Source organism: Methylobacillus draconifructus (genome assembly GCF_045984355.1).
Taxonomy (GTDB): Bacteria; Pseudomonadota; Gammaproteobacteria; order Burkholderiales; family Methylophilaceae; genus Methylobacillus; species Methylobacillus flagellatus_A.
The window spans coordinates 312,583-335,174 of sequence record NZ_JBJQII010000001.1; the positions used below are offsets into that span (position 1 = coordinate 312,583).

The 22,592-nt window shown below is 59.0% G+C and carries 20 protein-coding genes and 1 tRNA gene; 7 read left to right on the plus strand and 14 right to left on the minus strand.

Annotation, left to right across the window (positions count from 1 at the left end; translation table 11 throughout):
- Positions 1-6: 6 nt before the first annotated feature.
- Entirely contained in the window at positions 7-381 is a 375-nt protein-coding gene (locus tag ACJSDX_RS01565; protein ID WP_407993190.1) for a hypothetical protein, read from the minus strand.
- A gap of 520 nt (positions 382-901) precedes the next feature.
- Between ACJSDX_RS01565 and ACJSDX_RS01570 the strand changes: the two genes are divergently transcribed.
- Both ACJSDX_RS01570 and katE read left to right on the plus strand, forming a co-directional pair.
- Positions 902-3,202 carry a putative bifunctional diguanylate cyclase/phosphodiesterase gene (locus tag ACJSDX_RS01570; protein WP_407993191.1) on the plus strand — a complete coding sequence of 767 codons (2,301 nt, stop codon included), beginning with the start codon at positions 902-904 and terminating at the stop codon, positions 3,200-3,202.
- Positions 3,203-3,443: 241 nt separating this feature from the next.
- Entirely contained in the window at positions 3,444-5,576 is a 2,133-nt protein-coding gene (gene katE / locus ACJSDX_RS01575; RefSeq protein ID WP_407993192.1) for a catalase HPII, read from the plus strand.
- 159 nt (positions 5,577-5,735) lie between these two features.
- On the opposite strand, the gene ACJSDX_RS01580 is transcribed toward katE, so the two are convergent.
- The 12 genes from ACJSDX_RS01580 to ACJSDX_RS01635 form a co-directional block, all read right to left on the minus strand.
- Positions 5,736-6,470: a hypothetical protein gene (locus ACJSDX_RS01580; protein ID WP_407993193.1), complete on the minus strand. Its 735-nt coding sequence runs from the start codon at positions 6,468-6,470 to the stop codon at positions 5,736-5,738.
- A gap of 199 nt (positions 6,471-6,669) precedes the next feature.
- Positions 6,670-6,745, minus strand: a tRNA-Thr gene (locus ACJSDX_RS01585).
- 73 nt (positions 6,746-6,818) lie between these two features.
- Positions 6,819-7,256 (minus strand): DUF2721 domain-containing protein, encoded by a 438-nt coding sequence (locus ACJSDX_RS01590; RefSeq protein WP_407993194.1) that lies wholly within the window; start codon positions 7,254-7,256, stop codon positions 6,819-6,821.
- Positions 7,256-8,407, minus strand: coding sequence for a cardiolipin synthase ClsB (gene clsB / locus ACJSDX_RS01595; RefSeq protein ID WP_407993550.1), 1,152 nt, complete (start codon positions 8,405-8,407; stop codon positions 7,256-7,258). Before clsB ends, ACJSDX_RS01590 begins: the two co-directional genes overlap by 1 nt.
- On the minus strand, positions 8,407-9,162 hold the full coding sequence (locus ACJSDX_RS01600) for an endonuclease/exonuclease/phosphatase family protein (RefSeq protein ID WP_309566087.1): 756 nt from the start codon (positions 9,160-9,162) through the stop codon (positions 8,407-8,409). The genes clsB and ACJSDX_RS01600 overlap by 1 nt, the downstream gene beginning before the upstream one ends.
- 13 nt (positions 9,163-9,175) lie before the next feature.
- A complete protein-coding gene (nadA, locus tag ACJSDX_RS01605; RefSeq protein WP_407993195.1) occupies positions 9,176-10,309 on the minus strand; it encodes a quinolinate synthase NadA in 1,134 nt (377 codons plus the stop codon).
- Between the two features lie 10 nt (positions 10,310-10,319).
- Positions 10,320-10,799: a dihydroneopterin triphosphate diphosphatase gene (gene nudB / locus ACJSDX_RS01610; RefSeq protein ID WP_334108121.1), complete on the minus strand. Its 480-nt coding sequence runs from the start codon at positions 10,797-10,799 to the stop codon at positions 10,320-10,322.
- Complete coding sequence (locus ACJSDX_RS01615; RefSeq protein ID WP_407993196.1) at positions 10,799-11,326, minus strand: adenine phosphoribosyltransferase; 528 nt, start codon at positions 11,324-11,326, stop codon at positions 10,799-10,801. Before ACJSDX_RS01615 ends, nudB begins: the two co-directional genes overlap by 1 nt.
- A 9-nt stretch (positions 11,327-11,335) precedes the next feature.
- Complete coding sequence (locus ACJSDX_RS01620; RefSeq protein WP_407993197.1) at positions 11,336-12,100, minus strand: hypothetical protein; 765 nt, start codon at positions 12,098-12,100, stop codon at positions 11,336-11,338.
- A gap of 131 nt (positions 12,101-12,231) precedes the next feature.
- Positions 12,232-14,016: an aspartate--tRNA ligase gene (gene aspS / locus ACJSDX_RS01625; protein ID WP_407993198.1), complete on the minus strand. Its 1,785-nt coding sequence runs from the start codon at positions 14,014-14,016 to the stop codon at positions 12,232-12,234.
- Between the two features lie 38 nt (positions 14,017-14,054).
- Complete coding sequence (locus ACJSDX_RS01630) at positions 14,055-14,657, minus strand: DUF502 domain-containing protein (protein WP_309566076.1); 603 nt, start codon at positions 14,655-14,657, stop codon at positions 14,055-14,057.
- A gap of 33 nt (positions 14,658-14,690) precedes the next feature.
- Positions 14,691-14,939 (minus strand): FmdB family zinc ribbon protein, encoded by a 249-nt coding sequence (locus ACJSDX_RS01635; protein ID WP_407993199.1) that lies wholly within the window; start codon positions 14,937-14,939, stop codon positions 14,691-14,693.
- A 276-nt stretch (positions 14,940-15,215) separates the two neighbouring features.
- On the opposite strand from ACJSDX_RS01635, the gene ACJSDX_RS01640 reads away from it, so the two are divergent.
- The 5 genes from ACJSDX_RS01640 to ACJSDX_RS01660 all read left to right on the plus strand — a co-directional run bounded on the left by ACJSDX_RS01640 (position 15,216) and on the right by ACJSDX_RS01660 (position 22,198).
- Entirely contained in the window at positions 15,216-17,396 is a 2,181-nt protein-coding gene (locus tag ACJSDX_RS01640) for a TonB-dependent siderophore receptor (protein ID WP_407993200.1), read from the plus strand.
- A 121-nt stretch (positions 17,397-17,517) separates the two neighbouring features.
- A complete protein-coding gene (locus tag ACJSDX_RS01645) occupies positions 17,518-19,017 on the plus strand; it encodes an ABC transporter substrate-binding protein (RefSeq protein ID WP_407993201.1) in 1,500 nt (499 codons plus the stop codon).
- Positions 19,018-19,020: 3 nt separating this feature from the next.
- Positions 19,021-19,992, plus strand: a complete 972-nt coding sequence (locus tag ACJSDX_RS01650; protein WP_407993202.1) for an ABC transporter permease — start codon at positions 19,021-19,023, stop codon at positions 19,990-19,992.
- A complete protein-coding gene (locus ACJSDX_RS01655; RefSeq protein ID WP_407993203.1) occupies positions 19,989-20,789 on the plus strand; it encodes an ABC transporter permease in 801 nt (266 codons plus the stop codon). The genes ACJSDX_RS01650 and ACJSDX_RS01655 overlap by 4 nt, the downstream gene beginning before the upstream one ends.
- Entirely contained in the window at positions 20,786-22,198 is a 1,413-nt protein-coding gene (locus ACJSDX_RS01660; RefSeq protein ID WP_407993204.1) for an ABC transporter ATP-binding protein, read from the plus strand. The genes ACJSDX_RS01655 and ACJSDX_RS01660 overlap by 4 nt, the downstream gene beginning before the upstream one ends.
- Here the strand turns inward: ACJSDX_RS01660 and ACJSDX_RS01665 are convergent.
- Entirely contained in the window at positions 22,088-22,591 is a 504-nt protein-coding gene (locus ACJSDX_RS01665; protein ID WP_407993205.1) for a hypothetical protein, read from the minus strand. The genes ACJSDX_RS01660 and ACJSDX_RS01665 overlap by 111 nt on opposite strands.
- Between the last annotated feature and the right edge of the window lies 1 nt (position 22,592).

A 22,592-nucleotide genomic window follows, 5' to 3' on the forward strand; every position in this document is an offset into this window, starting at 1 on the left:
GCATCGCTACTTCTTGGCAGGCAGATTGGCCTGGCAATTATTGTACTCGTGCTTGTAGCCGTCATCGAGCTTGGCAGCCTCGCCCTCCAGCGCCAGCGTGGTGATGCCGTTGCTGTAAAGCCCGGCCTCGGTCTTGTTGAGCAGGACTTCGCGGTCAGGCAATACCAGCCATGCCGCCTTGCCCGCGTTCTCAAGCTTGACGTAGAACTTGCGCCCCTTGTCGCAGAGGTATTCCGTCGAGCCGGCAGGGCCGCGCGAGCGCACATCGGCATCGTCGCCGCCAAACGGCCAGACGCTGAACCCGCCGCACGCGGACAACAGGCTGCCAAGCAACAGCAGCAGGGAAAACTTTCCGGGAACCCCGGCGAGACGAACTGACATAATGAAAACCCTAGATCCAGTTTATGCGCCGATTGCGCTCAAACCCTAAGTATAAACAATCGTCCGCCTAGCTTGCTAGCCGCTCAGTGGCATATTGTCCCGTCATTTGCGCGAAAGACACAAGCAACGCAATCCCCGGTACGCATCATCCCTGCGCCGCCATGGCCGCCAAACGGCCCACATTCCAGCGGCATCGGGCAGGACGCCCAGGCAGTTCATTGCGCATTTGCACGCAACGGCATGCAAACCTTCCTTGCAAAAATAAAGATGATTAGCCGATCAATAAACGATCTTCCTATACCGGTCAGCGACAGCGCAGCACCATAACCGCTGCAAGCGTAGTCCGTTTCATTTGAACGCGCACTCGGGCGCCAGCGAAACAGCCGCGGGATTCAATCATGGAACCAGCATGGAGCACGCATCAGGCGCCACTCACATAGGAACGATAAAGTCTTGTGACTCATAAAAACCCAGAACGGCCCCGCCCCCAAGACAATTGTCAAATCCAGGGAGAACATCCATGGTAAAAAATGCCCTTGCGCGCATAAAACAGCTCATTGCCATCCCGGAAGACAACCCAGAACTGCTTTACGCCAAATACACGGAGCTATCGCACTTCATTCCCTTGCCCTATTCAATCCTGGTTGCCAACAGCTGGGTGCTCGCCATCAGCTTCATCGGCGCGGCCCCGACCGGCATGACGCTTTACATTGCAGCCTTCCTCAGCGCCATTTGCATCGCCAGGACCATGGTCTGGTGGCGCAACCGCAACCTGGCGCTCACGCATGAAAAGACCCTGCGTGAAATTAGGCGCACCAACCGGGTGGCTGCCATCATGACCCTCGCCTTCCTGACATGGGCCATGATCCTGTTTACCCATGGCGACACCTACTCGCAAAGCCAGGTGATCTTCTTCCTCGCCATTTCCCTGATCAGCACCATATTCTGCCTGATCCACCTGCCATCGGCCGTGTTGATCGTGGCGGGCATCATGACGGTTTTCTTTACCAGCTTCCTCGCCGTCATCAATGTGCTGGCGCTCAAGGCCATGGCGGTCAATATTTTGCTCGTGCTGGTGGCCGCGGTCATCATCATCCTGATCCAGAGCCGCGACTTCGCCCGCATGACCACAGCCAAGGCCGAGCTGCGCCGGCAATTGCGCGAGCAGGAAAAACTATTGCACATGCTGGACGACATGCCAGTCGCCGCCATGACCATCGATCTCGATACCTTCAGGATCGATTACGCCAACGCCACTTCCATCGACCTGATCAAGGGCATCGAGCACCTGCTGCCGGTCAAGGCGGAAAACCTGCTCGGCGCCCCGATCGAAGCCTTCCACAAGTTTCCGCAATACCGGCGGCGCCTGCTTGCCGACCCTGCCAACCTGCCGCATACCTCCCGCATCCGGCTGGGCCCGGAAATCGTGGAAGTGCACATATCCGCCGTACGTGACAACGAGGGCCGCTATGTCGCCCCCATGGTGACATGGGCGATCATCACCAAGGAGGTCGAGGCCGAGAAGCAGATCCTGCAACTGGCCCATTACGACCCCCTCACCAAGTTTTCCAACCGCGGCAGGTTTTATGAACAGCTGATGGACAGCCTGCAGGCGCCGGACAGCCGCGTGGGCATATTGTTCATCGACCTGGACGGATTCAAGCTGGTCAATGACTCCAGGGGGCACCTTGTCGGCGACACCCTGCTCAAGCAGGTAGCCGACCGGTTCCGCAGGTACACCGCCAGCCATGGCGGCTGCAAGACCATCGGCCGGCTCGGCGGCGACGAGTTCGCCGTGCTGATGGAGCACAACGCCCCCCGGCAGGCCGAGGCGCTGGCGGCTTCCCTCATCGACATCATCACGGCCCCGTTCCACCTCGGGGAAGATATCAACGTCAACATCGGCGCCTCCATCGGCATTGCCCTGGCGCCACAGCACGGCGCCACGGCGGAACTGTTGCTGGCGCGGGCGGACATCGCGCTCTACGCCGCCAAGGCAGCCGGCAAATGCACGTTCAAGATGTTTTCCGTGGACATGGAACAGCGCATCCAGGAACATAACTACCTGGAGTTGAGCCTGCGCATGGCGCTGGAACATGACGAGAACCTGTTCGTGTTCTACCAGCCCATCATCGACATCGAGACCGGGCAGGTCACCACCCGCGAAGCCCTGGTGCGCTGGTATCACCCGCAGCGTGGCTGGATTCCGCCGGAAGAGTTCATCCCGGTCGCAGAGCAGATCGGCCTGATCGGCCGGCTGAGCCATTTCGTGATCCATCGTGCATGCAATGATGAGTCCCGCTGGGAAGAACAGGTCGGCGTTGCCGTCAATATTTCAGCCAACCTGATCGGCAAGGGCATCCTGGCAGACATGGTGCAATCAGCCCTGGCCGCATCCGGCCTGTCTCCCAGCCGCCTCGAACTCGAGATCACCGAAACCGCGCTGCTCAACCATGCCGAGACAGGCATAGAGGAGCTGCGCCAATTGCGCAGCACGGACGTGCGGATCGCCCTGGACGATTTCGGCACCGGCTACTCGTCCCTCGCCCACCTGCGGGTTTTTCCCTTCGACAAGATCAAGATCGACGGCTCGTTTGTGAGAGACGCCGTCACCCGCTCCGACTGTGCCGCGGTGGTCAAGGCCATCGCCGACCTGGGCAAGCGGCTGAACGTGGTCACGGTGGCGGAAGGCGTTGAAACCACCGAACAGCTCGACCTCGTCCGCGCGGAAGGCTGCATGACCGCGCAAGGGTATCTATATGGCTACCCCATGCCCACCGAGGAATATGCAGAGCAGGTGGAGCAACTTAACCAGCAGTAGCGCCACCGCTGCACCCTCGGCTCGATACCCTGAAGGACGCGGCTAAACACCGGCAGGAAATCCTGTTTTTCATGCAAGTTTGCATACAAGGACGATGTCCTTGAACCACGGCACATTGCCATCGCTGCTCAAGCTTCTCCTTACATTTTCCTACACAACATTTTCCCATCTCCCTACATCGCTCCTGGATATATGACCCTACAGTGCAGGTAATGCCACTACACAAAACAAGGGTATAGTCATGAAGACTGCGGAGAAAGAGAAAAGCCAGCTAGCGGGCGCGACAGCGCCAGACAAGAAAAACACCAATGCCAAGACGCGCGATCTTGAGCAATACAAGTCGGATGCGAGCGGCGAGGCCTTGAGGACAAACCAGGGCGTCAAGATCGCGGACAACAAGAATTCCCTGAAGGCCGGCGCACGCGGGCCTTCATTGCTCGAGGACTTCATCCTCAGGGAAAAGATCACCCATTTCGACCATGAGCGCATCCCCGAAAGAATCGTCCATGCGCGCGGGGTCGGCGCCCATGGGTATTTCGAATCCTATGCCGACCACTCCGCACTGACCAAGGCGGGATTCCTGAGCGAAAAGGGCAAGCAGACCCCCGTTTTCGTGCGGTTTTCCACGGTTCAGGGTCCCAGGGGCTCTGCCGACACGGTGCGGGACGTACGCGGCTTCGCCCTGAAGTTTTATACCGACGAAGGCAACTTCGACCTGGTGGGAAACAATATTCCGGTCTTCTTCATCCAGGATGCCATCAAGTTTCCCGACTTCGTCCATGCGGTCAAACCCGAACCGCATAATGAAATCCCGACCGGCGCCACCGCCCACGACACCTTCTGGGATTTCGTCTCATTGCAGCCGGAATCGGCGCATGCGGTGATCTGGGCAATGTCGGACCGTGGCATCCCTAAAAGCTTTCGCACCATACAGGGGTTCGGCGTTCATACCTTCAGGCTCATCAATGCTGAAGGAGTCTCAAAGTTCGTCAAGTTCATCTGGACCCCGAAGCAAGGCGTGCTGTCGCTGGTATGGGACGAAGCGCAAAAGATTTCGGGCAAGGACCCGGACTTCCATCGTCGCGACTTGAACGAAGCCATCGAGCTCGGCAATTACCCTGAGTGGGAATTCGGCGTGCAGATCGTCGATGAGAAAGACGAGCACAGCTTCGACTTCGACATCCTCGACCCCACCAAGATCATCCCCGAGGAGCTGGTGCCGATTACGCCATTGGGCAAGCTGGTATTGAACCGCAATCCGGATAACTTCTTCGCTGAAACAGAGCAAGTGGCCTTTTGTCCCGCCCATATCGTTCCGGGCTTGGATTTCAGCAACGATCCGCTGCTGCAAGGCCGGGTTTTCTCTTATACCGATACGCAACTGAGCAGGCTGGGCGGTCCCAACTTCCATGAAATCCCCATCAACAAGCCGGTATGCCCTTTCCACAACAACCAGCGCGACGCATTGCACAGGACGACCATCCACAAGGGCCAGGCCTCCTACGAGCCAAACTCGATCGACGGAGGATGGCCGCAAGAGACGCCGCCGGCGGCGAAGGATGGAGGTTTCGAAAGCTATTACGAGCGCGTGGATGCGCATAAGGTCAGGGAAAGGTCGGAGTCGTTCAAAGACCATTTCTCCCAACCCAGGCTTTTTTACAAGAGCTTGAGCGCCCCCGAGCAACAGCACGTTGCAGAGGCTTACAGCTTCGAGCTCGGCAAGGTGAAGAGGAAATATATCCGGGAGAGAGTCATCAACGAGATCCTGTCCAATATCGACCTGGACCTGGCAGGCACCGTTGCCCAGAAGCTGGGCATTCCTCCGCCTAAAGGGCCGAGCATTAAAGTGCCTGAGTTTAAATTGAAGCAATCCCCGGCGCTGAGCCAATCGAAACGGACGCCCGACGACCTGCAAGGCAAGAAAATCGCCGCCCTGGTATTCGACGGCGTTTCGGGCAAAGCGGTCCAGCCAATCGCCGACTGGACGAAAAAGCACAACATCACGCTGCAATTTCTCGGACCATCTTCTGCGCCAATCAAAACCAGCGACGGCAAATACATCGAGGTGGATGGGTCGATCAAGGGAGAGCCTTCGATCCTATATGACGCGGTAGTGGTGCCGGATATTCGAGACAGCTCGGCATTGTTGAACAACGGCGAAGCGATGCACTACATCCTCGAGGCATTCAAGCACTTGAAGCCGATAGTGCTGACAGGGAATGGTGCCAGCTTGACGGAAGCGCTCAATCTGGACGAGGACGAAGGCCTGTTGCAGGCCAAGGACTTCAGTGCAATACAGGACCGTTTCGCGGATGCCTTGCTTGCCCATCGCGTATGGGCAAGGGAAGAAAAAGTGGGCCGCATCCCCGCATAGGCAAAGTGGTTGATTGATATTAAGCTCGTCATAAAAAGGCTTCTCCAAGGAGCCCTTTAAATTAATGTGATGCGGCCGAGAGGATGAAGCTGGGAACTGGATGGACAACTTCCAATTGTCATGGCCCAGAGCTGAGAACGAGTCTTTGTTCTTGGCGGCTTAGAAGCTGAATGTAAGCGATGCTCCGACATTGGCTCGCCAGACATCATCTATCTTGTAAGCATTAATCCTTGTAACACCTAAATTGCCGCTACGGGTATCGCCTGTTTCGAATCCACCAGTATAGGAAACCAATGCATCTACTCCCAGAACGATGTTAGGGGATACCTTGTGTCTAAGTCCGGCTGTAAACTGGGCTGCTGGGTTGGCCTCTCTATGGTTGGATACTTTGCTGCCAAATTGTCCTGTTTGCTTATCGGTTTCTGTAATGTTGGACAAAGCGTTATAAGCTACGCCCAGTCCCACTGAAGCTCTGACCGAAGTAAGCTCGGTGAGTCGCCAGTCGTATGCAATGTTACCCAGCAGAATATTGCTAGTCGCTGTCGCATCAAAGCTGGACACCGCACCGGGAAACAATGAGTAACTGGCATCCCAACCGAGCTTGCCACGTATATGCTGGTAGCTGATAAAAGCAGATAACGGCGAGTCGGTAAACCGATAGCCTATATGCCCACCAATTCCGGTGGTGTCCTTGAACTTCACATGATCAACCTTTCCTCCAGCCCCGGGCGTATTGGTAAAGGGATTACCTCCGCCGTCTTTGGTGCTTGAGCGCCCATGGGCGGTTCCTCCACTCACATCAAGACCAGCAAAAAAGCCAGGTTCGTCAGCAAATACGGTAAATGGGAAGCTCGCCGCAAATGTTATCGCTAGAATTCGTGTTCTTGGCCTCATGTTCTTATCCTGATTATTGAGTCTGATGGAAAAATTGACTGATACTCATCAATTTATATCGGTCAGGCTCTTCTCAGCTTTAGCCCTCTTAAATGAGGAGACTCTTTAAAATAGGAGATGGCTAAAAACGCTTAATGTAAGTATAAAAGGGGAGCTGCATGCTGACTTAATTAATAAAATCAGCATATTGGGGAAGTTTTGGTGCCGGTGAGAGGAATCGAACCCCCGACCTTCTCATTACGAATGAGCTGCTCTACCGACTGAGCTACACCGGCGCCATTGCGCATTTTATCGCAAACTTGCGGCGAGTTAAAAACCGCCTCGCAAAATCCGGCGTCATGACCCCGGCTAGCCGCGGAACTCTTCTATGATGTCGGTGGAAAGCGCGATCTCGCGCAAGAAGCAGAGCAGACCCGCCACCAACGAGCCCATGGCGCAGATGAACAGCAGGGAAACGATGCGCGAGGGGTTCCAGCCCACTTCCACCGCGGCGAACAAGGTGGCGATCACCACGCAGACGAGCAATGCCGCCAGGGAGGTCAGGATAATGGCGCGGTGTATCCAGCGCGAGCGCTTGAGCAGCATGTTCATTTCCAGCGATTTCTGCTCATGGCTCCAGCCGCCGGATTCGTGCAACTCACGGAAGCGGTCCACCACGCGGGCCAGGCGTCCCGCCATCACGCCAAGCATGGCGCCGCTCCCGGTGAGCAGGAAAGCGGGCGCCACCGCCAGCTGGATCACGTTGGCGACGCTGGCGACGTTCAGTACGTCAGGCACCGGCAACATCAATGTTTCTCCTTCGGGCCAACCAAACCGATCATGAGCCGCACGACGATATACACCCACCATGAGAACATGCGCTTGAACACGTGCCGTCGCGACCAGTCTTCAGGGCGTACCTTGACGGACTTTTCCGCAATCGCCTTTTCCAGGTCGGCCTTGAGTTCGGCATTGAAGCTTTTGTCCTGCACCATGATATTGGCCTCGCGTGCAAGCATCAGGCTGAACGGGTCAAGATTGGATGAGCCCACGGTAGCCCAGCGGCTGTCAATCACTGCCACTTTGCTGTGCATGAAGCTCGCGCGGTATTCGTAGATCTCGATGCCATGGCGCAGCAGCAAGCCGTAGACCTCGTGCGTGGCGAACATGAGCCAGTATTCCATGCGCCCCTGCAACAGCAAGCGCACGCGCACGCCGCGCCTGGCGGCCTCGATCAGCGCCTGGCGGAATTTCTTGCCCGGAACGAAATAGGCGCTGGCGATGATGACGTCCACTCGCGCCTTGCCGATGGCCTTGAGATAGGCCCGCTCGATGTCGCGACGGTGCAAAACGTTGTCTCGCACGACGAAGGCCGCACGCATGCCGTTGGTGATGAACGCCGGCGCCGGCAGGCTGGGATAGGCCGCGACTTCCCGCAAGTGCATCCAGGCCAGGCGCCGCCAGAGCTTGCGCACGCTGGCATGGATGCCTAGCACCAATGGCCCCTCGACGCGGACGGCGTAATCGACGCGTGGCGCGTCGAGATTGCTCGGCACGTTCATGTCGTCGATGATGTTGATGCCGCCGACGTAGGCGTGCTGGCCGTCGAACACCGACACCTTGCGGTGCAGGCGCCGCAAGCGGCTACGCTTGAACGACCAGGCCGAAATCTTCGGGCGGTAGAACATGACCTTGATGCCGAAGGCTTCCATCTCGAGCACATATTCCGGCGGCAGCTTGCGGCAGCCGAAGCCGTCCAGCAAGAGGTTGACCACCACGCCGCGCGCAGCGGCCGCCTTGAGCTTTTCACCGATCATGGCGCCGGTGGCGTCCAGCTCGTAGATATAGGTCTGGATGTAGATTTCGTGCTGCGCGGCCTCGATGGAAGCCGCCAGTGCGGGGAAGAACTCGGTGCCGTTCCTGAGCAAGGCGATGCGGTTGCCGGACTCCCAGCGCATCATATCCTCGACAGCACGGCCGTCAGCGCCGCATGGTCGGACACCTTCACGAACTGCGGCCCGGCATGGACCTCGACGTGCCGCACATGGAAGCCGCGCACATAGATGCGGTCCAGCCTGAACAAGGGCAGGAAGGACGGGAAGCTGCGCGCGGGCTTGCCGCCGCCGTGATGCTCGAACACTTCATGCAGGTGCAGGCCGTGCACCAGCTCGCGGCCCGCGCTCATGCTCCAGTCGTTGAAATCGCCGGCAATCACCAGCGGCGCGTCTTCCGGCACCATTTCGGCAATGCGGTCGCGCAGGATGCCAATCTGCTTGCGGCGCCAACCCGCGAACAGGCCCAGATGCACGCAGATGCAGTGCAGCGGCTGATGCCAGCCCGGCACCGCGATCTCGCAATGCAGCAAGCCGCGCTGCTCGCTGTGGTGCGCGGAGATATCGGTATTCTCGTACTTGACGATGGGGTATTTCGACAGCAGGGCGTTGCCGTGATGCCCGGCGGGATAGACCGAGTTCTTGCCGTAGGCGTAGTCGCTCCAGACCGCATCGGCCAAAAACTCCACCTGCCCGTCCAGCGGCCAGGCGCTGAAGCGGCGGCTGTGCTTGATATGCTGGTCGCGCACTTCCTGCAGGAAGACGATGTCCGCCTGCAGCTTGCGGATCAGTTCGCGTTGCTCGTGCAGCGCAAAACGGGCGTTGAAACTGGTCACGCCCTTGTGGATGTTGAAGGTGGCAATCCGGATAATGCTCTGCAACCTCAACCTTTCATCAGGATGCGTCCAGCATGCGTTGCAGGGTCAGGCGGGCCAGCTCGGCCTCGTGCTCCGGCACCTTGATGCGGTTGACCACGTTGCCTTCCGCGAGGTTTTCCAGCGTCCACGCCAGGTGTTGCGGGTCGATGCGCGCCATGGTGGAGCACTCGCAGATCACGTGCGACATGAACTGCACGATCTTGCCCTGCGGCTTCATCTGCTCGGCCAGGCGGTTCACCAGGTTGAGCTCGGTGCCCACCAGCCAGCGCGTGCCGGCAGGCGCTTCGCTGACGGTTTTCAGGATGTACTCGGTGGAGCCGACGTAATCGGAATTGAGGCACACCTCGAACGGCGATTCCGGGTGCGAGATCACGATGCCGTCGGGATGCTCGGCGCGAAAGCGCGTGATGTTCTGCTCGCGGAACATTTGGTGCACGGCGCAATGGCCCTTCCACAGCAGGATCTTGGCGTTCTTGATCTGCTCTTCCGTCAGGCCGCCCATGGGCAGGTCTGGGTCCCACACCGGCATCTGCTCCAGCGGGATGCCCATCTTGTAGCCGGACCAGCGGCCCAGGTTCTGGTCGGGGAAGAACAATACTTTCTCGCGCTGCCTGAAGCCCCACTCGATGATCTTGGTGGCGTTGGTCGAGGTGCAGACGATGCCGCCGTGCTCGCCGCAGAACGCCTTGAGGTCGGCCGCGGAATTGATATAGGTGATCGGCGTGATGGCGGCGTCGAAATCCAGCACCTTGGACAGCTCGCGGCGCGAACGCTCGACCTTGGCCAGGTTGGCCATATCCGCCATGGAGCAGCCGGCGGAAAGGTCGGGCAATATGGAAATCTGCTCGGGGCGCGACAGGATGTCCGCTACTTCGGCCATGAAGTGCACGCCGAGGAACACGATGTACTCGGCGTCCGTCTCGCCAGCGAAGCGCGACAGCTTGAGCGAATCGCCGGTGTAATCCGCATGGCGGTAGACGCTTTCCTGCTGGTAGTGGTGCCCGAGAATCACCAACCGGTTGCCGAGCTTTTTCTTGGCGGCGATGATGCGCGCCTGCAGCTCGGCCTCCTGCGTCGCCTGGAAACGCTCGAACTTGATCGGCTCGGCGATCACCGCTGGTCTTTCTGTTGTCTCTAGAGTTGCTTGCATGGCTGCTAATTCACAATGTTAAGTTGTTACGTTCACCCAGCTTGCGCAAGGCCTCGACATTTGTCCATGAGAATACACGTTTTGCCGCCTCGCGCCAGTCCACCCACTCGTAAGCCACATGTTCGCGGGGAGCGAGTTGGACAGCGACAGGCTCAGGTAATTCCAACCCGAATATATGTTCGGTATTTTCCGTCACGCCGGGCGCATAGCGGAAGCGCCAGTGCGGGTAGATTTCGTACACGTGGGCGCAGTGCCAGTCCAGCAGCTTGTAATTCGCCGCATCGAGGCCGGTCTCTTCCCTCACCTCGCGGACTGCGGCATCGACCGGCCGCTCCAGCTCGCCGTTCGGCAGCCTTTCCAGGCTGCCGGTCACGGATTGCCAGAACCCGGCCTTGTCCGCACGCTCCATGATGAGCACCTGCAAATCCCTGGTATGCACCAGCACCAGGGCTGAAACCGGCGTCTTGTATACCGGTGGCTGGCTATTCACTAACCGCCCTCGAACTCGCACAAGCTAAATGTCTTGTAACCCAATGCGCGCAATTTCCGTTCGCCGCCTAGGTCGGGCAGGCCGATGATGAACGCACATTCCAGCACATGGCCGCCGAGCTTCTCGATCAGCACCGCCGCCGCTTCAGCAGTGCCGCCGGTGGCAATCAGGTCATCCAGCAATAATACATTTTCATTCGGCCCGATGGCATCGCTGTGGATTTCCACGCGGTCGGTGCCGTACTCCAAGGCATAATCATGGCCTAGCACGTCGCCCGGCAGCTTGCCCTTCTTACGCACCGGCACAAAGCCGACACCGAGCTCGTATGCCACCGCCGCGCCGACAATGAAGCCGCGCGACTCGATGCCCACCACCTTATCGACCTTGGCACCCGCATAGCGTTCAACCAATGCATCCACCACCTGCCGCAAGCCGTCGGCATCCTTGAGCAGCGTGGTGATGTCGCGGAACTGGACGCCAGGCTTGGGAGAGTCGGGGATGGTACGGATCAGGGATTTAATAGACATAATCCCTATTTAGAATGGAATATCGTCTTCAAAGTCAGAAAAATCTGGCTTAGTAATCGGTTTTTTTAACAAAAATTGACTTTGATTACTTATCACCCAATTCCAGCCATCTTCCGTAAAAGAGAATCCGATATACGGCTCACTATTCCATTCTTGGTAATTATTACTAGAAACCAAGTTTTTCTTCATTAAGCTTTTTAAGGCCAAATTTGCAGCTATTTTTGTAAAACCACTCTTCTCCATATCATTTTTTATTTGATATGCAGTGACATGATCTTCAGGGTGATCTAAGTTCTCTGCCATTGCCGCTAGAAACACAATCTCATGTTGCTCCAAGCCTTCAATGGTATTTAAATTTGTCAATTCTGATATTTGAGGGAGAGTCTTATCTTTCTGAATAAGCGCTTTTAGCCTTGATGTGATTCGCTCTTTTAATTTCTCATAATCACTCGCTGAGTCGGTATCATATTTAATAATAGAACGATGTTGAACATCGAAAGGAAATTTTATTTTCCTTTCAGCAGAACAAACCATTACCACCTCTTTTCCGGCTGAAATTGCATACCCTAATTCAAACCAAACATTTGGATTATCTTGGGTTATCTCAGCAAAGCATATTTTAGAGTCTCTTATTCCATTCTCAATATCTTGAATCGGAATACTAACCTTAGGATCCTGATCAACCCGATAGGGTTCTAATCCAGCATCAATAATGGCCTTCGAAAAAGTATCTTCATATCTTTTATCAAAGATACCTCCATCAAAAGGTTGCATGACAAAACATCTATTCATTCAAGCTATCCCCTGAAAATGAAACTCGCGCCGGGCTGGCAAGGCGCGCTTTCGCAGACAGTACGTTAAGTACGGCAAGAAAGCGCAACGCCGCCAGCACAAGCGATTTCATTTTAAGCAGCAGGGTTCTGCTGGCGCACGCGAATATGCAGCTCGCGCAGTTGTTTTTCATCCACCTCGTTCGGCGCCTTGGTCATCAGGCACTGCGCGCGCTGGGTCTTGGGGAAGGCGATCACGTCGCGGATGGATTCCGCGCCCGCCATCAAGGTCACCAGGCGGTCGAGGCCGAAGGCAAGGCCGCCGTGCGGTGGCGCGCCGTATTGCAACGCGTCGAGCAGGAAGCCGAATTTCTCCTGGGCTTCTTCCTTGCTGATCTTGAGCGCGTCGAACACCTTGGACTGCACTTCCTGCTTGTGGATACGCACTGAACCGCCGCCGACTTCCCAGCCGTTCAGCACCATGTCGTAAGCCTTGGACAAGGCCGCACCGGGGTTGCTGGTCAGCAGGTCCTCGTGGCCGTCCTTGGGGCTGGTGAACGGATGGTGCAACGCGACCCAGCGGTCGTTTTCCTCGTCGTGCTCGAACATGGGGAAATCCACCACCCACAACGGCGCCCAGGCGCGGCCGTCGACGTGGCCTTTTTCGTGGCCGACTTTGGTGCGCAACGCGCCCAGCGCCTCGTTGACGATCTTGGCCTTGTCTGCGCCGAAGAAGACGATGTCGCCGCTTTGCGCGCCGGTGCGCTCGATGATGGCCTTGAGCGCGGTTTCGTGGATGTTCTTGACGATGGGGCTTTGCAGGCCTTCCTCGTTCAGCTTGCTCGCGTCGTTGATCTTGATGTAAGCCAGGCCCTTGGCGCCGTATATCTTGACGAATTCGGTGTAGGCGTCGATCTCGCTGCGGGACAATGCGGCACCGTTAGGCACGCGGATGGCCGCCACGCGGCCGCCTGTGGAATTGGCCGCGCCGGCGAACACCTTGAAGTCGACGTCCTTCATGACGTCGGTCAGCTCGGTGATTTCCAGCGTCACGCGCATGTCCGGCTTGTCGGAGCCGTAGCGGTTCATCGCTTCGGAGAACGGCATGCGCGGGAACGGGTTGGGCAGGTCGATATCCTGCACCTGTTTGAACATGGTGCGGATCATGCCTTCGACGATGGACATGATCTCTTCTTCATTGAGGAAGGAGGTCTCGATATCCACCTGGGTGAATTCCGGCTGGCGGTCTGCACGCAAATCTTCGTCGCGGAAGCACTTGGTGATCTGGAAGTAGCGGTCGAAGCCGGACACCATGAGCAATTGCTTGAACAGTTGCGGCGATTGCGGTAAGGCAAAGAACTGGCCGTGGTGCACGCGCGAAGGCACGAGGTAGTCGCGCGCGCCTTCCGGCGTGGAGCGGGTCAGCATCGGCGTCTCGACCTCGATGAAGCCCTGGCTGTCGAGCTGGTCGCGCAGCACCTTGGCGACGCGGTAGCGCAGCATCAGGTTCTTCTGCATCGCGGGGCGGCGCAGGTCGATGTATCGATGCTCCAGGCGCACCATCTCGGACAGGTTGTCGTCGTCGAGCATGAACGGCGGCGTCAGCGACGGATTGAGAATCTCGATCTCGCTCGCCAGCATCTCGACTTCGCCGGTCGGGATATTGAGGTTGACGGTGCCTTCGGGACGGGCACGCACCTTGCACACCACCTTGAGCACGAACTCATTACGCACGCTCTCAGCCAGCTTGAAAGCCTCCGGCGTATCCGGATCAATGACGATTTGCGCCATGCCTTCGCGGTCGCGCAAATCGATGAAGATCACGCCGCCATGGTCGCGGCGGCGGTGTGCCCAGCCACAGAGGGTGACGGTCTGGCCAATGTGTTCACGGTTCAGGTGACCGCAGTAATGAGTACGCATAACGGTTTTCTTGTAGGCTATAACTTAAAGGTTGAAAGTCAAGGCTTGGCTTTGCCGGCTGGCGCCACCACCCCCATGGAAATAATGTATTTCAGCGCTTCGTCCACGCTCATGTCGAGCTCCACCACGTCCGCCCTGGGCATCATGAGGAAGAAGCCGGAAGTCGGGTTGGGCGTCGTCGGCACGTAAACGCTCACATACTCGCCTTGCAGGTAGTTCGCCACGTCGCCGCCGGGCTGCCCGGTGAGAAAGCCGATAGTCCAGCTTCCCTGGCGCGGGTATTGCACCAGCAATGCCTTGCGGAACGCCTGGCCCGAATCGGAAAACAGGGTGTCGGACACCTGCTTGACGCTGTAGTAGATGGACTTGACCACCGGCACACGGGCCAGCAAGGCTTCCCAGAACTGGATGATGCGGCGGCCGAAGAAATTGGTGGCGATCAGGCCGGTGACGAACACGATCAGCAGGGTAAGAATGGCGCCGATGCCGGGGATGGCACGGCCGAATTGCGCCTCGGGACGCCAGGACTCCGGCAGCAACAGCAGGCTCTGGTCCATCAGGCCGATCAAGGTGCTCAGCACCCAGATGGTAATGCACAGCGGCACCAGCACTAGCAGGCCGGTAATAAAGTAACTTTTCATGGCAGCTCTAATGTAAACGCAAACTATTTTGCGTCAATGGCAGGCACAGCCTGCGCCACAGGCGGCGGGCGCTGGCTCTTCGGATTTTTTCGCAGGGCTGCTGCCCTTGAAATCGGTCGCATACCATCCCGTGCCGCTCAGCTGGAAACTCGGCGCGGATACCTGTTTTTCGAAGGTTTCCTTTGCGCATGCCGGACATGCCGTAGTGCCGGCTTCGCTGACCTTGCGCATGAGTTCGGCCTTGTGGCCGCAACTGGTGCATTGATAATCGTAAATAGGCATCGCAACAATCCCCGTAAAAATGAAATTATACCCGAATGCGAGTTGGCTAAGATATGGGGCTTTACATCGCTCTTTCAATGCATTCACGGTAAGTCAGATACATTACCGGGAAATTCAGATAACAGCCCGCCCTTAACACGTCTTAGGCAGCCTCTTTCATTCATGACACTTTCACAATACTGCAACATCGTTGCGCAACCATGTTGCACCCAATTATAATGGCGCACATTGTGCTTTCCTCACGGATTGCAATCCTGCAACCCAGACCCTGAGACCATGACGAATCAAATCCACGCCAGGCACCTGCTGCCTGCCTTGCTTGCCATTGCCTGCAACAGCTACGCCGACACCGCGGAAAGCCCTGCCCAGCTGGAGGAAATCACGGTCAAAGCAGCCAGCACCAGGAACAAGGCCAACGAGTATTACCAGAAAGATGCCGGCGGCTCCACCCGTACCGATACGCCGCTGCAGGAAACCTCGCAATCCGTGAAGATCATCTCGCGCCAGGCGCTGGACGACATGCATGCGACCAGGCTGGACGATACCTTCGATCTCGTGAGCGGCGTCAGCCGCCAGAACAATTTTGGCGGGCTATGGGACAACTTCGCCATCCGCGGTTTCGCCGGCCATGAAAACACCGGCCCCGCAATGCTGCGCAACGGCTTCTCCGGCAACCGCGGCTTCAACCCGCCGCGCGATACCGCCAATACCGAGCGCGTAGAGTTCCTCAAGGGACCGGCCGCCGCGCTTTACGGCAACAGCGAACCAGGCGGCACGCTCAACGTGGTCACCAAGAAACCGCAGTTCAAAGCCAGCAACACGGCGGAATTCTATGCAGGCAGCTACGACACTTACCGTACCTCGATCGACTCCACCGGCCCGGTGGCCGAAAACCTTGCCTACCGCATGATCGTGGCCGCCGAGGATAAAGGCAGCTTCAGGGATTACGTCGATAGCGAGCGCTTGCTGGTCGCGCCGTCCTTCACCTGGCTGGTCGGCCCGGCGACCACCCTCAACTACGAACTGGAATACCTCAAGCACCGCACTCCGCTGGACCGCGGCATCGCCTTGCGCGACCGGGACGGCAACCGCCTTCACAACGTCAAGCACAGCCGCTTTCTGGGTGAGCCCGATACCGGGGACATGACCATGGAGGCCTATACGCACCAGCTCTCTCTCGAACATGAGTTTTCCGACCAATGGCGTGGCAGGATAGGCCTGGCTTATAAGCAAAACAAGTCCGGCGGTGAAACAGTAGAGCCTCGCGCGGGCATTAATTTCGTTAATCCTAACGGCAGTATCAACCGTCGCCTGCGGGATCGCAGTTTCGACTCTGATGACCTGATGCTGCAGGCAGAGCTGAATGGCAAGTTCCATACCGGCGGCATCGGTCATGACTTTCTGGTCGGCATCGAGGCTTACAGCTTCCATGACCACCAGACCCAGGTTGGCAACAACGGAGCCAGCCCGATCAACATCTATCATCCTGTTTACGGGCAAGCGCTCCCTGCCGCCAATCCGGTTTCCGATTTCAAGGAAAAACAAACCGACATTGCGCTGTTTCTACAAGACCAACTCAGCCTCACGGCAAAATGGAAGCTCATGGGAGGATTGCGATTTGACTCTTACCGCCAGCAATTCGACAACCTGCTTAACGGCACGCAAACGAAACAAGATCATTTTGTAGCGTCCCCGCGCATCGGCCTCACTTACGTTGCCAGCCCGGAAATTTCCCTCTACACCTCGTTCAGCCGTTCATTCAGGCCCAATGCCGGCCCTGCTGGCGGCGGGCAATTCGGGATAGACGCGGCAGGCAAAGGATTCGACCCTGAGCGCAGCCGCGCTGTTGAAGTCGGCCTGAAGTACCAATCCCCGGAACAGCGCGTAGGAGGCAACATTGCGCTGTTTGATATCACGAAACAGAATGTATTGACTGCCAACCCGGCAGACCCGTCATTCAGCATCGCGGCAGGCGAGGTACGCAGCCGCGGCCTGGAACTGGACCTGAGCGGGCAAATTACCTCCCGCATGCGTCTGATTGCCAGTTATGCGTATGTGGATGCCTACCTGGGCAAAGATTTGGAAACCACGCCGATTGCCGTCATTTTGCCGGACGGCGTCATCAAGGCCGGGGCGCGGCTTTCCAACATTCCCAAGCACTCGGCAAACGCCTTGCTGATGCATGAACAGCCTCTGGCCAATGGCGGCAAGCTCGGCCTCGGCGGGGGATTCAGCTACGTCGGCAAGCGTGCTGACGGGGCTGAAGACGTTTTTGAACTGCCTTCCTATGTCACGGTACGCTTAATGACGTATTGGCAGATCGACGAAAAGCTGCGACTCTCATTTGACGTCGCCAACCTGTTTGACCGCGAATATTACGCCAGCTCCTATAACAGCACCTGGGTCATGCCAGGCACGCCGCGTATGGTGACATTAGGACTTCAAGCCAGATTCTAGAGCCTGGACGCTGGATTTTAGACGCTGAAAACCAGATTTAAATAAAAACATACAGATGCCCTTGTATTCAATACACAGGCAATTGCTGTCCTTCGCAGCGATGTTAAGCCTATCCCTACTGGTGGGAACACCCACAATAGCCGCCAGCAATACGGCAAAGAGCAGCCTCAGTATCGTCGGCCCGTGGGAAGTCAGCACGCTTGAGCCTTCGCGCTCGGGCTATCTTTTCCTGCGCATGCAAGTGGCGGAGGCCCTGGTGGGCACCGACCTCGAAGGCAAGGCAGCGCCTGGCCTCGCCGAGCGCTGGGAGGTTTCGCCAGACGGCTTGCAGTGGCGCTTCTTCCTGCGGCCCGACGCGCGTTTCCACGACGGCAGCCCGGTCACGGCCGAAAGCGTCGCCATGAACCTGCAACGCGCGCTCGGCCAGCCCGGCGTGCTCGCCATGGCGCCCATCGCCAGCATCAGCGCGGCTGCGCCGAGGGAGGTCAATATTGCGCTTTCCCAGCCTTATGCCATGCTGCCCATGCTGCTGGCGCACAGCAGCGCCATCATCCTCGCCCCGGCCGCCTATAACGAAAAAGGCCAGGTGCGCCGCATGCTGGGCAGCGGTCCTTACCAGCTCGTGAGGCAGACCCTGCCGCAGCAGTTCGAGCTTGCATTGTCTCCCCACTGGCGAGGCAGGCAGCCCGCCATCCGGCACATCCATTACCTGTCGGTCAGCCGCCCCGAAACGCGCGCCCTGATTGCGGAATCGCACCAGGCGGACCTGGTGTTCGGCTTCGACCCGGCCAGTACGCAACGCTTGCGCCACAATCCCAAGGTGGTGATGAAAGAGGCCGACCTCGCCCGCACCGTCACGCTCAAGCTCAATAGCGGCCACCGCTTCCTCAACAACGTGGAAACGCGCCAGGCATTGAGCCTGGCCATCAACCGCGCCGGCATTGCCAAGGGCATCCTGCGCACGCCCGAACTCGCGGCGGACCAGCTCCTGCCGCCCAGCATTACGCAATGGCACCAGGCCGGGCCAGAATTCCCCCGGCTGCATTCCGACCTGGCGCAGGCAAAAAAACTGCTTGCAGCCCAGGGCTGGCGACCCGGCACGGACGGCATCCTGCACCGGAACGGGGAGCGCTTCTCCCTGGCGCTGACCACGCTCCCGGACCGGCCTGAGTTGCCCATCATCGCCACCGCGCTGCAAGATCAGTTCCGCAAACTCGGCATCGAGGTCAAGGTTATTGTCACGAACTCCAGCGAAATCCCGCTCGGGCATCGCACCGGCAAGCTGGAGATGGGACTGGTACCGCGCAACTTTGCTCTGGTGCCGGACCCGTTCGTCACCTTGAACCAGGATTTCAAGCACGGCGGCGGGGACTGGGGCGCCATGAACTGGCAGAACGGCGAAGTGCCCGCCCTGCTCGAGAAAATCGCCAGCGAGACAGAACCGGCCGCCCAGGCGCGCTACCGCCACGACATCATGCTGGCGCTGCAACAGGAACTGCCGGTGATTCCCGTCACCTGGTACCGCCTGCCTGTGGCAGTGCACCCGCAACTGCAGGGAGTCAAGGTCGACCCCCTGGAGCAATCCTATTACATCAGCGATATGGTCTGGTCAGCCCAATAAATCATGCTCAACATCATCAGCCGTCTGTTGTTCCGCCGCTGCCTGCAAGCCGTGATCGTCGCGCTGCTGGTCAGCACCGTATCTTTCTTCCTCATGCACAGCCTCTCGGGCGACCTGGCGTTTCGCATAGCCGCAGGGCGCTACGGCTACGATATGGTCACCGCCGCCGCGGCCGACGCAGTGCGGGCCGAGCTGGAACTGGACCGGCCGTTGCTGCAAGGCCTGCTGCTCTGGTGGCAGCAACTGCTGCAATTCGACCTCGGCGACTCCTACCTCACCAGCGCGCCCGTCATCGATGAAATCCGCGAGCAATTCGGCCATACCCTGCAGCTCGCCCTCAGCGCGCTCGCTCTATCCATCGCGATTGCATTGCCCGTCGGCCTGGTCGCAGGGCTCAACCCACACGGCTGGCTGGACCGGGTATCTCTCGCGCTCTCCATCATCCTGCGCGCCTTTCCGCCATTCCTGCTCGGCATCCTGCTGATCCTGTTGCTATCGAGCAAGCTTGGCATTACCAACGCAGCCAACGCCAGCCACGAGCACGGCGGATTGCTGCTGCCCGCGCTTACTCTAGCTCTGGGCCTTGCCGCCGTTTCATCGCGCGTGGCGCGCGATGCGATGGTGGAAGTGCGTAGATCGGCCTATTTCAATTTCGCGCGCACCAAGGGCCTGAGCGACTTGCTGGCGCTGCTGCGCCACGGCGTGCGCAATGCCGCAGTGCCGGTGATCGCCTATCTGGGCGTGCAACTGGTGTTCCTCATGGAAGGCGTGATCATCATCGAGAGCCTGTTCGCCTGGCCCGGCATCGGCCATGCGCTCGCCCACGCGGTATTCGGCCGCGACATCCCCATGATCCAGGGCACGGCGATCGTCATGGGCCTGTTGTTCGTGCTGTGCAATACGCTGGTGGACATCGCCTGCCTGGTGGCCGACCCGCGCCAGCGTTACCTGGTCACCAGGAGGGCTGACGCATGAGCGGCTGGTGGCAAAGCTTGACGTTCGCCCGCCGCAGCGGCGCGATCCTGCTGGCGCTGATCGTATTGGCCGCGCTGTTCGGCCCTGCCTTGGCCACAGACCCAGTTTCGCAGGACCTTGACCGGGTGTTGCGCTCCCCCAGCCTGGAACAGCCGCTGGGCACCGACCACCTCGGCCGCAGCATGCTGGCCCGCCTGGTGCACGCCTTGCAGCTCTCGTTCAGCCTTGCCTTGCTTTCCGTGCTTTCCGCCGCCGCCATCGGCATCAGCCTGGGCTTGCTTGCCGCCTGGCGCGGCGGCGCACTCGAAGCCGTGCTCACCAGCATTGCCGATGCGGTCATGACCCTGCCGGTGCTGCTGGTCGTGCTGCTGTTTTCCGCCTTCGCCCAGGGCGAGTTCTGGTCGCTTTACATCGGCTTGTCGTTTGCGTTGTGGGTGGAATATTTCCGCGTCAGCCGCGCCAGCATCAAGGCCACGCTGGTCAGCGCGCCGGTCGAATCCGCGCGCATGCTGGGCTTCGGCAAGCTCTACCTGTTGCGGCGGCATTTGCTGCCAGAACTCGCGCCCGTCGTCGGCACGCTGATGCTGTTCGGCATTTCCACCGCGATTCTCGCGCTCGCCGCGCTGGGCTTTGTCGGCGTCGGCCTGCGCCCGCCCACGCCGGAACTTGGGGTCATGATGATAGAACTGTTCCCTTACTACGAAGAAGCCCCCTGGCTGATCGCCAGCCCGGTCGTCACGCTGGGCCTGATCATGCTCGCGCTGGCATTGCTGAGCGGGCGCAAGGAGATGCCATGAGCGCGCCGGAATTGAAAGTCCAGGACCTGGCCGTCAAGGACAGCAAAGGCAACTGGCTGGTGCAGCCGTGCAGCTTCACCTTGAAGCCCGGCATCGCCTTGTCCATCATCGGCGGCAGCGGTTCGGGCAAATCGCTGCTGGTGCAGGCCATCATGGGCTCGCTGGCTCCCGGCCTCAGGGCTAGCGGGGAAATCCGCCTGGGCAATGCGGTTTCAAGTGCGGAAGACGCTGCAGGCCGCCGCCCGTGGTGGGGCCACACCCTGGCGATGCTGCCGCAGGAGCCTTGGCTGGCGCTCAACCCCAGCATGCGCGCGGGCAAGCAGGTGGCCGAGTCTTACCGCTACGTCAGCCACGCACATATGGGCATGGCGCAAGCTAAAACGCAAGCCAGCGCAGACCTGGACCAGCTTGGCGTCGCCGCCGCGGACGGGAAATATCCCTTCATGCTCTCCGGCGGCATGGCGCAACGCGTCGCATTTGCCGCCACGCGCGCAGGCGGCGCGCAGGTGGTGATCGTGGACGAGCCCACCAAGGGCCTGGACGCCGATGCGCGCGACAACCTGCTCACCGTATTGCAAACCGTATTGATGCAAGGCGGCAGCGTGCTCACCATCACGCATGACATGCACGTGGCCCAGGTGCTCGGCGGCGACATCATGGTGATGCGCGACAGCAATGTGCTGGAACAAGGCCCTGCACAGCAGGTACTGGAAAACCCGCAGCATGAATACACCCGCGCCCTGCTCGCCGCCGACCCCGAACACTGGCCCCCAGCAACCCCAGGCCAAGGAACAGGCAAGACCATTCTGCAAGCCCGCGGACTGGGCAAGCGCTACGGCGCACATACGTTATTCAGCGGCGTTGACCTGGAAATCCACGCGGGCGAACGCATCGCCATCAGCGGCCCGAGCGGCGCGGGCAAGACCACGCTGGGCAATATGCTGTTGGGCCTGGTGTCGCCGGACCAGGGCAGCATCACGATTGCACCAGAGCTCAATAAACTCAAGCTGCAAAAACTTTACCAGGACCCGGTTTCGGCATTCGCGCCGCGCTTGACGCTCAAGCAGGCATTTGACGACATCATCCGCCTGCACAAACTCGACCCGGCCACGCTTCCTCGATTACTGGCAAGGCTCAAGCTGGATGAAGCACTGCTGCGCCGCCTGCCGAGCCAGGTTTCCGGTGGGGAGCTGCAGCGGCTGGCGTTGGCGCGCATATTGTTGCTCTCGCCCGCGCTGATCTTTGCCGACGAACCGACTTCACGCCTGGACCCCATCAGCCAGCAGGAGACCATGGATTTATTGCTGGAGATGGCAGCCACCAATGAAACGGCAATTCTCCTCGTCACCCACGACAGGATGTTGGCGGGCAGGACCATGCACAGCCAGATCGCCATCCAGCGTGCCTGAGCGCACATCCCTTTCCAGGGACGGCGCCAGCCATTGCATGGCGGCGGCATATCGGGTGAACAGCTTCTGGGCATAGAACCCGCGGTTGCCGGCGATGACCTCGTACAGCCGGACACCCGCCGCCTTGGCGGAGTAATCCAGGTAAACCAGGGCCACGCGGTAATGCAGGGGCACACCGAGCTTCAGGTTGAGGTCCGGCAAGCCGGAAGTTTCCGCAAAGCTCAGGCTGAACGCCACCTCGCGCAGGTCGAGCACAATGCCGGTCGTCCTGCGTGCGGACATCTCGGCCAGAACAGCCTGCACCATCTCCTGGTATTCGAGCAGCCGCATGGCGCCGGACAATGTCGCGCGGCTGGCATGCAGCTGCTCCAGATACTCTAGCTCCAACCTCACC